Source organism: Streptomyces hirsutus, assembly GCF_001418415.1.
GTDB classification, from domain to species: Bacteria; Actinomycetota; Actinomycetes; order Streptomycetales; family Streptomycetaceae; genus Streptomyces; species Streptomyces hirsutus.
Window position 1 is genome coordinate 1 of sequence record NZ_LIQT01000104.1, and the last position, 11,452, is coordinate 11,452.

The following is an 11,452-nucleotide window of genomic DNA, read 5'->3' on the forward strand; positions in this document are numbered from 1 at the left end:
AACATCAAGGGGAAGCTTCACCGGCGATTTCGGCGGCGTGTCCGGTGTTGATCGCTGTCTCCAGTTCTCGTTGTGGGATGGATGCCATGTGGTCCTGGAGTGTGCGGTAGGTCTCGGGGGTCGGTATCCCGCTGCGGAGTTGTGCGATGGCGTCTTGGGCGGCCTGCCGGTCGTTCTGGTTGAGCTGGGGGCGGAGGACGACGACGGCCACGGAGTGCTCGTTGTCGATCATGCGCATTCTGCGGGCGGTTTCCGGGTAGTCCAGCTTTTCTCGCAGCGCCTCGATGGCTTCTCCGGTGGCTCCGTTGGGGTCGGTGGAGGAGCGTCCGGCCTGGAGTCGGTAGCGGTGCTGGTAGTAGGAGCGCAGTGTGTCCAGATCGTCTGGGTCGGCGAGCCCCTTGCCGAAGCGGCGGGATGCTGCGGCGATGCCGCACCGGTTGTAGATCACTTGTGGCTGGAGACCGTCCGTCGGTTCGAAGACGGTCATGATGCTGTCCTCGGTCGGGCGGTGCCCTTCGCGGTTGATGCGCCCGGCCGCCTGCTGTTCGGACTCCGGCAGTGATCTGGCGCGGTATCCGCGCGGGAAGTCGAGGTCGACGCCGGCCTCGATCAGCGATGTCGACACCAGCAGCGTGTCCAGGCCGGCGTCAAGGCGCTGCTTTGCCGCTTGGATGGTCTCTCTGCGGTGGCCGCCGGTCATGCGGGTCGACAGGTGCAGGGTGCTGGGGTCCTCGTCGCGGTCGCCGAGCCAGACCTTGTGCACGTGGCCGGCGTCTTTCGTTCCGTTGACCACCATCAGCGCCTGGCCGTGCGGTGCGGCCTCTGCGGCGATGCTTTTGAGGGTCACCTCTGAGCCGGTGCGCCAGTCGTACCGGACCCGGCGCAGCCGCTGGAAAAGCGGTGCGGGGTTGGCGACGATGTCGCGCTGGGGCAGGCCGGTCTGCCAGGGGTTCAGCGCGGCGAGTTCCGGTTGTGTGGCCGAGGACAGGATCAGGGTCACGCCGTAGTGCTCCACGAGTTCCCGCAGTCCGGACAGGATCGGTGTCAGCAGGGTGTCGGGGAGGGCCTGGACCTCGTCCAGGACGATGACGGAGTTGGCGAGCCGGTGCAGTCGGCGGGTGGCCGATGGGCTGTTGCCGAACAGGCTCTCGATCAGGCGGACCGTGGTGGTGACGATGAACGGGGCGTCCCAGTTCTCCGCGGCCAGCTTCGCCCACCGGTTGGAACGGACACGTTTTGGGTCTCGGTGGATGTCGCCTGAAGCGTCCGAGGACCGCGATGCGCGCCGGTCGGATGCCTCGAAGTTCACGGCGGAGTGGTGTTCCAGCACCGCCTGCGGCCCGTGTTCTGGATCCAGCAGGCTCCGGTAGACAGCCGCATTCTGCTCCGTGATCGAGATGAACGGAACCGCGACGATGACGCGCCGCAGCCCGTGCAGTGCGGCATGTCGGAGTGCGAAGCCTCCGCCGGTGAACGTCTTGCCCGCGCCGGTCGGCAGGTGCAGCCGGTACACCCCCGGCTCACCGGCCGCGGTGTCGATCGCCTCCTGGTAGACGTCCTCGCGGAGCTCGTCCAGCCACGAGGGCTCCTTTAGGCGTCGGCGCTGGGCGAGGGCCTCCTGGCGGCGGGTCTCATACCGTTCCCACAATTCGGGCATGCCCGCGTCCGGCCGGGGAAGCGGGCCGGGTCTGAAGTGCGCGGCGGTGTCGAGCCGGTCGGCGTCGACCACGGCCGAGTAGGTCATGCGGACCAGCATCTCCACGCTGGTCCTGTTGCGCGGGTCGAGCCAGTCCGGGACGGCCGGGCAGGTTTTGTCCAGGATCTCCGGCATGACTTCGGCGACCCGGCTGATCGCCTCGTTGACCTCTTCGGAGTCCCGCATCAGGCTTTTGAGCCGGACGCTGAGTTCCGACCAGGCGGACAGGCCGGTGTGGTGTCCCTCGATGACGCCGGCGAACGGGGTCAGCACCGGATGCTGCCGGGCTACTTGAGTGAACAGGAACGCCCCGGCGGCATGGTGGGCGGGGCGGCGGACTTTCCGGCCGGTGGTGGCTTCTTCGATCAGGCCGTCCTGCCAGGCGCATGCGCCCTTGCCGGTGTCGTGGTCGCGTCCCAGCCGGTGGGCGAGTTCTCCGCCTCCCCACGGGGCGGCGAAACGTCGAGCCAGCTCGCCGGTGCCTCGGGCGTGGTCTTCGTACCAGTGCCATGCGCCCCGACGGCCCGGTGAGTGGGCAACGAGCCGGCCTTCCGGAACGGGCATCCGTCCGGATATCTCACCAACTGCCTTGTATGCAACCATACTTGACTTTCTATCACTTATATACTGAGATCCGGCTAGATCACCGCAACTCACTACCGATCTGCGGACCGCAGGTCGTAAATCGGGGCAGGGCGACGACGCTAGCCGCCGGCACTGACAACGGGCCGAGCCGGCTGGGGCATGAAGGGGGAAGGTGCATGATTTCCGCACAAGCACGGCAGCGCGGGGAGAGGGCCGACCGGCCACTTCCCGTGCAGGTGGAGGCGTGGGGGCTGCTGGCCTGCTTCACCCGTCCGGAACTCAAGGTCGAACGGGTCTCCTACCCGGTCATGACCCCCTCGGCGGCGAGAGGGCTGCTGGAGGCGATCCTGTGGAAGCCGGAGATGACCTACCGGATCGAGCGGATCGAACTGCTCAAGCCGGTGCAGTGGACCAGCTTCCGGCGCAACGAGGTCAACAACTCGATCATCACCAAGAAGACCTTCGAGGACCTGCGCGCCAATAACGGCTACCGCTATGACGTCGCCGAGGACCGCGGGCAGCGCGTCACCGTCGCACTGCGCGACGTCGCCTACCGCATCCACGCCACCATCAACGCCACCGACCGCTGCACCGCGCCGCTGCCGAAGTACCGCGACCAGTTCGACCGCCGCGTCAAGCGCGGTGCCTGCTTCGAACAGCCCCACTTCGGCTGCCGCGAGTTCGCAGCCTTCTTCGGCCCCCGCGGATCAGCACAGGAAGCCGGCGTCGTCACCGCCGCCGACCGGGCCGGCATCCCCCCGATCGACGAGATCGGGCTGATGCTCCACCACATCGAGTACCTGCCAAAAGGCAAGGAGCGCTACCACTGGTTCCGCGCCCGCCTTGAGCGCGGTGTTCTCCACGTGCCGGACCGCCCGCTCGACCCCGCGCAGGTCGGCCAGATGCCGGGGGCCGAGGGCCGCGCTTCTGCCGAGGGGACGGCCTGACGTGCTCCTGCACAGCCTCGTCCAGCACGCCGCCAGCCGCGAGGACGCCGTCCCCGACTACTACCAGCGGCGTCAGATCATGTGGCGGATCGACCTTTCCAGCACCGGCGATGCCGAGCCGCTGATCATCGACCTGCGCCCCGCCAAGGGGGAAGAGCCACGGAAGGTCACCGCCCCCTACACCGGCCGCTCCGGGAAGAACCCGCCGCCGTTCCTGCTCGCCGACAACGCGCTGTACGTCCTCGGCCACCCCGGCCTGGTGAAGGGGCCGGACGGAAATAAAGTTCCCTCGACCGCCCCGAAGGACATCACCCGGGCCCGGGAGCGTCACGCCGCCTACCGCGCCATGGTGACCTCCTGGTGCAACGAGCACCCCGGCCTTCCCCAGGCCCGCACCCTGGCCGGATGGCTGGACAGACCCTCCGCGCCGGACGACTGGCCCAAGGAGATGGATCAGGGGCACCTCGTGGCCATCAGCGTGGACGGCGAGTGGATCCACGACCTGCCGCAGGCCCAGCGCTGGTGGGCGGAGAAGGTCAAGAGCGCGAAGAGCGGCAAGCCGGGCAAGAGCCAGGAAGGCCTGTGCCTTGTCTGCGGGCAGATGGGAGCGTTGCTGTCCACTCTCCCGGTCCCCGTCAAGGGCCTTCCCAACTCCGGGATGAACACCCAGCTGATATGCCTCAACCAGCCCGCCCACTACCGGGCCGGCATCAAGCAGCTCGGCGCCACCCCCGTCTGCGTCGACTGCGGAACCAAGGCCACCACCGCCCTGAACACGCTGCTGGCCGACCCCGAGCACCACACCCGCGCCGGCGACTCCGCCATCGTGTGGTGGACTCGTAACCCCACCACCGAAACCGACATGTGGACCCTGGACAACCCCGACCCCACCGAGGTTGCCCAACTCGTCGACGGACTTAACCACCCCCACAAGGGACGCGACGCGCTGGCCGCCCTCGACGACGACGCCTTCTACGCCGTCACCCTGCGGGTGAACACCAACCGGGTCATCGTCGCCGACTGGCTCACCATCCCCGTCCCCGAGCTCAAGCAGCGGCTCGGGACCTGGTTCGCCGACCAGCAGACCTGGGACGGCTGGAACAACACCTCCCTCTACTGGTCGGTCTGGCGCCTCGCCCTGGCCGCCGCCCGCTGGGACAAGCGCAAAAACAAGTACGTCGACACCACCATCCCCAAGCACCTGCAAGCCGACCTCACCCAAGCCGCACTCCACGGCACCCCGCCGCCGGCCCACGTCCTGCCGGTCCTCATGCAGCGCATCCGCGCCGACCACCACATCGACCGGCCCCGCATCGCGCTGCTGCGCCTCGCCCTGACCCGTACGACCACCCGCCACAAGGAGCTGTGCGTGCCCCAGCTGAACACCACCTCGACCGAACCCGGATACGTGTGCGGGCGGATCATGGCCATGCTCGAAGCAATCCAGCGCAAGGCCATGCCCAAGGTCAACACCACCATCACCGACAAGTACCTGACCACCGCCGTCGTCTCGCCCCGAGCCGTCCTTACCCGGCTCCGCATCGGCGCACGCCCCCACCTGCGCACCATCGCCCGCAACAGCGAACCCGCGGCCAAGGCCATGGAAAACCGCCTGCGGGACGCCTTCGACCTGCTCGACACCCTCCCCGCCCACCTCAACGCCGAGCAGCAGGCCCTGTTCATCCTCGGCTACGAACACCAACGCGCCCACTCCGCCCGGGCCGCGGCCGAAGCCATCAAGGCCCGCGAGGCCGGCAAGGAACTCGCCGCCGACCAGGCCGCCGACGCCCTCCCCGAAGAAGTGGCCGAGGACGCGAACGCAACCGATGAAACCCTCTGGTAAACGCCCGACAGCCCGCCCCCTCACCAATCCGGAAAGGACACCGAACACAGCCATGAGCGCCGCGCACCTGGACCCCACCCGCAAGCACGACTACGTCTTCCTCATCGACGTCAAGGACGGCAACCCCAACGGCGACCCCGACGCCGGCGGCATGCCCCGCATCGACCCCATCACCAGCCAGGGCATCATCACCGACGTCGCCCTCAAGCGGAAGATCCGCAACACCATCACCCTCGCCCACCAGGGACAGCCCGGCTTCGAGATGTACGTCGAGGAAGGCGTCGCCCTCAACCCGCAGATCCAGCGCGCCTACCACGAAGGCGGCACCACGGAAGGCGACACCGCCACCGCCCAACAGTGGATGATCCGCAACTTCTACGACGTACGCCTCTTCGGCGCCGTCATGTCCGTCGGCGACCAGAAAAAGCACGCCGGCAAGGCCCGCGGACCCATGCAGCTCACCTTCTCCCGCTCCATCGACCCCATCACCCCGCTCGAGGCCGGCATCACCCGCGTCGCCCCGAACAAACCCGAAGACCTCGCCAAGGGCAAGGTCACCGAGATGGGCAACAAGCACTACGTGCCCTACGGGCTCTACCGCGGCCACGGCTTCTACTCCGGCGCCCTCGGCACAAAAGCCGGCATCACCCCGGACGACCTGACCGCCTACTGGCACGCCATGACCATGATGTTCGACCACGACCGCGCCGCCTCCCGCGGCGAAATGGCCATCCGCGGCCTGTACGTCTTCACCCACGACGACGCCTACGGCCGAGCCCCCGCCCACAAACTCCTCGACCTCATCCGCATCAAACCACTGGGCCACAGCGAAGCACGCTCCTGGGACGACTACACCGACCGCATCACCATCGACGAAGACCACATCCCCGACGGAGTCACCCTCACCCGCCTCATCGACTGAGCCGACCCAGAGACACGGAACCCGGCTCAGGGCTACGCACCGTGCCGTCTCGAGCCACGGCTGAGGATCGCAACGAACTCGATCCCGGCCAGACAGCAAATGCCGTGGGCCGTGGCGGTCGCCCTCCGGGACGACCGAGGATCGCAACGGCACCAAAGCTGAAGAAATGGGAGACGCGCTGTTCGCGCTGGCGGTTGCTGATGCGGGCGGCCGAGGATCGCAACAATCTTGATCCCAAGCAGGTCACCATTGCAGCCTTGTAGCGGTCGCCTCCGGGCGACCGAGGATCGCAACATCCACAACCCCGCTATCGCCCACGACATCCGAGCTGGCGGTCGTCCTCCGGGACGACCGAGGACTGCAACGGGCAGGCGACGCAGGACACGTCGGCGAAGCTGGACCTGGTGGTCGCCCTGTGGGGGACCAAGGAGGGACTGTAAGCCGCTCGTTTGACAGACCCACCAAGGATCGCAACTCGAAGCCCTCGACGCAGTCGCCGGCGTCGGCCCAGGTGGCGGCCGCTCTCCGGGGCGGCCGAGGATCGCAACTGGCAACGGTCATCCATGGACGCCTACTCAGCGGCCCTGGCGGTCGCCCTTCGGGGTGATCGAGGATCGCAACAGCGCGTCCATGTCCGCGTTCGTGAACCGGACCTCGGCTGGCGGTCGCTCTTCAGGGCGACCGAGAATCGCAACCAACGCGGCATGATTCTGGAGTTTGGCGCCTTTGAGCTGGCGGGCGCCCTCTGGAGCGGCCAAGGATCGCAACACCCACAACCCGGGTGAGAACGAGGAAGTGGCGTACACGTGGCAGTTACCTACCGTGATGACCAAGGATCGCAACCTGTTCGATGAGGATTCCGACGTCATCTTCGATAGCCTGGCGGCCGTTCTTCGGAGAGGCCGAGGGTCGCAACCGTACGGACGTCGACACGGGCGAGCAGCGCGTGCGCCTGGTGGTCTCCTTCCGGGGCGATCGAGGATCGCAACCTCGCCTGCTTCGGCCTCACCATCGGCCTGGCTGCCGCTGGCGGCCGTCCTTCGGGGCAACCGAGGATCGCAATCCCCCCTCGGGAATCCCGTACTTGTCCGGCACCCCGCCTGGCGGTCGCCCTCCGGGGTGACCGAGGATCACAACGCTGTGACCTGGGTTTCGCCGGGTGCGGCTCGGTAGGCTGGCGGTCGCCCTTCGGAGCGACCAAGGATCGCAACAAGCGGGACGCCCCGAAGAAGGGCACGCCCGTCTCGTAGTGGCGGTCGCCCCCCGGGGCGACCGAGGATCGCAACGCCGACGGTGGCATGGTCTTCGGGCCGACACGCGCCCTGGCGGTCGCCCTCCGAGGCGACCAAGGATCGCAACCAGATCCTCTACCGGCTCTGGGACCTGGAGGTTCAGCTGGCGGTCGCCTTCCGGGGTGACCGAGGATCACAACACGCCGACCGTTCCCGGCGAGATCACCGCCGCCGACACTGGCGGTCACCCTCCGGGGTGACCGAGGATCGCAACATGTAGCGGAGGTGGACCTTGTTGGCGACGCCGTACTGGCGGTCGCCCTCTGGGACGACCGAGGATCGCAACCAGGTGGACGGCTACCTCAGCGGTGCCCTGCTGCGGGTCTGGCGGTCGCCCTTCAGGGCGACCGAGGATCGCAACATCCTGGGGGGTTCCACGGTGATCGCGGCATCCTGCTGGCGGTCGCCCTCCGAGACGACCGAGAATCGCAACATCACCCCCGACGGGCTCGAGGAGGCGCCAGAGGACTGGCGGCCGCCCTCCAGGGCGACCAAGGATCGCAGCCGGGTGTCGGCGTCCGTCCACGTCGGGCCAGGGCCTACTGGCGGTCGCCCTCCGGGGCGACCGAGAATCTCAACGGCGATGGGTGGAAGCCGGACGACTTCGCCGGACTCCTGGCGGTCGCCCTCCATGGCGACCGAGGATCGCAACACCTGGCGCTGGTCCTGGATGACGGTGCCGGTGTACTGGCGGTCGCCCTCCGGGGCGGCCGAGGATCACAACGCAGACCTCATCCGCAGGCGCCGCGCGGAACTGAGTCCGGCGGTTGTCCTCTGGGGTGACCGAGGATCGCAACCAAGTGGACGGCTATCTGTGGGGTGCGCTCGTCCGCGTGGCGGCTGTTCTCCGGGGCGGCCGAGGACCGCAACGGAATGGCCCGGCCCTCGTACGCCTTCGGCAGGCCATTGGCGATCGCCCTCCGGGGTGATCGAGGATCGCAACCGCCTTACCGCGTAGTCGCGGAGTTCCTGCAGGCCCTGGCAGTCGCCCTTCGGGGTGACCGAGGATCGCGACGCCGCGCCGGCCGTGCCGCCGACCGCGGTCTCCCACACTGGCGGTCGCCCTCCGGGGCGACCGAGGATCGCAACAACCAGCACAAGGACTATGCTCAGCGGAACCTCGTCCTGGCGGTCGCCTTCCGGGGCGACCGAGGATCGCAACGAGAGCGACCGTGCCGGCGAGCAGTGGAAGGAAACGCCTGGCGTCGCCCTTCGAGGCGACCGAGGATCCCAATCTCGAACTTCAGCGACCGGACTCAGTGATCCCCGCGGCGAGCTGCCCCACGACGTCCAGCACACCCTGCCCGAACGCGGTCGGCGCAACGAGGATGCCAAAGACCAGGACGACCAGCACAGTCAGCTTCTCGTCGTTGCGGCTCCGCGCATGGGTACGCTAGCGCAGCCGCAGAACGATGATGACTACCAACAGCACCGCCACATTGATCGTGAGCACGAACAGCCCCGTCATCGATAAGCGGATGGCGTCTCACTCAGCCACACCCTCACGCTCCGCTGCGCCCATCTCGCGCTCCATGACCGTCGGCGTCGGCATGCTGCCCCTTCATCGCCGAAAAGTGCTACTCAAGACGGTCATCGCCGGTGCACTCGCTGGCGGGGGCTGCACAGCCTGATCGACCAACCGGCGGGGTTGGGCGAATCTCTCTGCCCGTCTCGCTGAGCGACGGGCGCCTTCCGTTCGGCAGTTTTGGCAACGCAGGATCGTTGCACATTACGGTGGCCCAAGCGCGGCCGCCGTACGGGCTGCCACCGGGGAGGAGAACGTCTTGCTGCCACACATCGGGTTGTACTACCCATACATCCATTTCCGGGATGAAGGCTGGCTGAAGATCGCAGCGCTCTACTGGCGGGAGCTGGCGCGAGTCGTCCCCGAGGATTACCGACTGTCCGATTCCAGGACCGCCCGTGTCCTCGCCCAGGAGATCGACTTCGTCACGAACGTGGGTCCAACCCCCGCGGCGCAGCAGGTGGCGCCCATGTTCCTGGACCTGCTCGACCGTTACGCGGACGCATTACGCACTGCGGGATACGGCGTATCGGAATCGTGGGAAGAGAGATACAACCATGCGGCGGCGCCCTTCGATCCCGCGTCCCCGCGTTCGCTCGGACCCTCGTCCGGCAACAGCCGCTCCATGCGCCCTTATCGAGCCCGGGCGGCAGCCGCCTACTGGGAGGAGTTCACCCCTGAGCTACGGGAGGCGCTGTTCACCACCGGTCTCGCCACTGACGGACGTCGTGCTCCCGGTCTCCAGGCAAGGCGGTCACTCATGGAAGGACGATGGGTCACCATGAACGCCGCGCTCGCCTGGCTCTACAAGTGCGCGTTCGTCGAAGCGCTCGCCGCCCAGGGCCGGTACACGCCCACGACCGACCAGCCCGACGCCCACCTCGCGTCAAACGGCTGGGACGCCGACCGCATCGCCGAGGTCCTCCTGCGCACACCCACGCCTTCCGCCTCGTCCCTTCCGCCCGCCCCTTCCGCCGATATCGTCGGCCTGCTGGCCATCCGCATCGCCGTCCCGGCCGATCTCACGGACGTACCTGTCGAAAAGATCGTCAAGCTACGCAAGGACCACCGTGACGAGTTCGCCGCGTTCACCAGCACAGTGGCGGAGACGGTGGACCTGCTGAAGCAGGAACTGGCCGGAACGACCCTTCCCGAGGCACACGAACGCTACTTGCACATGGCGGTGGAACAGCGCTTCGAAGCTCCGTTGCAAGCACTGCAGGCGGCCATGAAGAGACAAGGAATCAACACCGTCTACAGCGCCCTCAACGTAAAATTCGAGATCCCCGCGCTGGCCGCCACAGCCGGCGGAGCCGGTGTCCTCGCCGGTCACCCACTGCTCGGCGGCGCGGTGGGGGCAGCCTTGACCTTCGCGAACCTTCGCCACACGCACATCCAGCAGACCAAAGCCTTAAAAGCGCAGAACCCGGCCGCGTACCTCCTGGCCGTCCAGCGCGGTCTCACACCGCCATCGCTCCTCCGCCGGATTACCCGCTTCACATGAGGCGCGGCGAGGCGGGGCGCCGCCAGGGGCACTTCCACCCCGGAAGGTGAAAGGAAAGTTCGTCCGAGTGCCGCTTGACTGATAGCGTCAGGCACTTCAGACGGCTGTGGCACAGTGCCGGCGCCGGTGAACAGCCGCAGCAAGTCATCAGCCCCTGGCGGCGCAGCCTCGTGAATCACCGTCGGCCATGCCGGTCTTGCGGCGGTTCTCCCGCAGAACAGTCACCGGAGCCACCCTCCGCATCGCCTCGGTCATACGTGCATCGGCGCGCTGCTTACGCCTCTCAGCGTGCCCTCGCCCGGCGCACGAGGGGCGAGTCGGCCCAGGACGGGCAAGGAGTGTCGCCAGTCCAGTCAAAGCGGGCCGCATCGCCGGAGCGCGGGTCGTACATCGCCGAGGCGCCGACGTCCACGTGAGCCAGGGGCATTGCGTGATTGGGATTGGTCCGGTTCGTCGGTCTCATGAGTGACGTAATGTCATGCCCGTTGTGCGACACGGGATCCGGGAGAGCAAAGCAGGCACGGTGCTGGTGCTCGAGACCCATGAGAACCGAGCGAGACCGTGCCTGTCCAGACCGTCAAGCAGCAGGGCCACTTCGATCTTCTGCCCCGCCTCCACGAGTCGCCCGCTCCCACCGTCAACGGCTCCCCGCAGTTCCTGCCGTGGAACCGACATTCCCTGCGCACCTTCGAGACGACAGCCCAGCGGATCGACCCCACGCTGACACCGCCGTTCTGGGGCTGGACCCGGGACGCCAAGGACCCGGCCCGGTCGCCGATCCTGAGTGCCTCCCACCACCGGGGATTCAGCAAAGCGGTGCGGGTGCGCAGGTCTTCCAGGCAGTGCTGGACGCGGGCGTGGGTGTGGAGGTCGATCGCGTCGGTGAGGTAGTCCCATTCCTCGCCGTCGCGGCCTATCGGGCGCGGGCCGAGAAGGTCGGGGCCGGCGCGGTGGTGGCGGCGGTAGTCGCCGAGAGCGGTCAGCAGCTTGGTGTAGGTGGGCTGTTCGTCCTCGCCGGGGGCGATAATCTCCTCCATCCAGGATGCGGGCAGAGGTTCGCCCGCGAGCACGGTGGCCAGGGCGCGCCGGGCGAGGCGCGCGTTCAGCGCGCCGTGGGAGAGGGGGGCGACGCCGAGGG

6 protein-coding genes and 1 pseudogene are annotated in these 11,452 nt (G+C 67.8%); 4 read left to right on the top strand and 3 right to left on the bottom strand.

The window, feature by feature from the left end:
- Positions 1-4: 4 nt before the first annotated feature.
- Positions 5-2,260, bottom strand: a complete 2,256-nt coding sequence (locus AOK11_RS09070; protein ID WP_055593147.1) for a CRISPR-associated endonuclease Cas3'' — start codon at positions 2,258-2,260, stop codon at positions 5-7.
- Positions 2,261-2,457: 197 nt separating this feature from the next.
- Here AOK11_RS09070 and cas5c point away from each other — a divergent pair, with 197 nt between their 5' ends.
- Genes cas5c through cas7c form a run of 3 tightly spaced genes read left to right on the top strand, consistent with a single transcriptional unit; the run spans position 2,458 to position 5,993 of the window.
- Positions 2,458-3,228 carry a type I-C CRISPR-associated protein Cas5c gene (cas5c, locus tag AOK11_RS09075; RefSeq protein WP_107098537.1) on the top strand — a complete coding sequence of 257 codons (771 nt, stop codon included), beginning with the start codon at positions 2,458-2,460 and terminating at the stop codon, positions 3,226-3,228.
- Between the two features lies 1 nt (position 3,229).
- On the top strand, positions 3,230-5,071 hold the full coding sequence (cas8c, locus tag AOK11_RS09080) for a type I-C CRISPR-associated protein Cas8c/Csd1 (RefSeq protein ID WP_055593148.1): 1,842 nt from the start codon (positions 3,230-3,232) through the stop codon (positions 5,069-5,071).
- A gap of 52 nt (positions 5,072-5,123) precedes the next feature.
- Positions 5,124-5,993 carry a type I-C CRISPR-associated protein Cas7/Csd2 gene (gene cas7c, locus AOK11_RS09085; RefSeq protein ID WP_055593149.1) on the top strand — a complete coding sequence of 290 codons (870 nt, stop codon included), beginning with the start codon at positions 5,124-5,126 and terminating at the stop codon, positions 5,991-5,993.
- A 2,535-nt stretch (positions 5,994-8,528) separates the two neighbouring features.
- Here the strand turns inward: cas7c and AOK11_RS09095 are convergent.
- Positions 8,529-8,753 (bottom strand): annotated as a pseudogene (locus AOK11_RS09095) (hypothetical protein).
- Between the two features lie 316 nt (positions 8,754-9,069).
- Here AOK11_RS09095 and AOK11_RS09100 point away from each other — a divergent pair.
- Complete coding sequence (locus AOK11_RS09100) at positions 9,070-10,314, top strand: DUF6236 family protein (protein ID WP_157869306.1); 1,245 nt, start codon at positions 9,070-9,072, stop codon at positions 10,312-10,314.
- A 476-nt stretch (positions 10,315-10,790) separates the two neighbouring features.
- Here AOK11_RS09100 and AOK11_RS44620 read toward each other — a convergent pair.
- Positions 10,791-11,452 (bottom strand): hypothetical protein (locus tag AOK11_RS44620; protein ID WP_240497267.1); only part of this gene is annotated, 662 nt, incomplete at its 5' end.